3 tRNA genes are annotated in these 336 nt (G+C 50.9%); all 3 read right to left on the bottom strand.

What is annotated here, in order from left to right:
• Positions 1-2 precede the first annotated feature (2 nt).
• The 3 genes from KYJ26_RS22830 to KYJ26_RS22820 all read right to left on the bottom strand — a co-directional run bounded on the left by KYJ26_RS22830 (position 3) and on the right by KYJ26_RS22820 (position 277).
• Positions 3-95 (bottom strand) — tRNA-Ser (locus KYJ26_RS22830).
• A gap of 6 nt (positions 96-101) precedes the next feature.
• A tRNA-Ile gene (locus tag KYJ26_RS22825) sits at positions 102-175 on the bottom strand.
• A gap of 28 nt (positions 176-203) precedes the next feature.
• Positions 204-277: transfer RNA gene (locus KYJ26_RS22820), tRNA-Met, on the bottom strand.
• Positions 278-336 lie beyond the last annotated feature (59 nt).

Raw genomic sequence — 336 nt, 5'->3', positions numbered from 1 at the left:
TATGGAGGAGGAAGGGGGATTCGAACCCCCGCGGGCTGTTACACCCCTGTCGGTTTTCAAGACCGATCCCTTCAGCCGGACTTGGGTATTCCTCCGTATAATGGACCCTGTAGGACTCGAACCTACGACCGGACGGTTATGAGCCGTCTGCTCTAACCAACTGAGCTAAGGGTCCTTATAATCGTTCATTATGTATCATGTAATAGCGGCGGAGGGGATCGAACCCCCGACCTCACGGGTATGAACCGTACGCTCTAGCCAGCTGAGCTACACCGCCACGAATCTACTGAATATTTGGCTTAATGATAAAACCAATGAAGTTTATTTTACTTCCGC

This window comes from Rossellomorea orangium (assembly GCF_019334305.1).
In the GTDB taxonomy this organism is placed as follows: Bacteria; Bacillota; Bacilli; order Bacillales; family Bacillaceae_B; genus Rossellomorea.
This window is presented reverse-complemented; position numbering and strand designations above follow the sequence as displayed.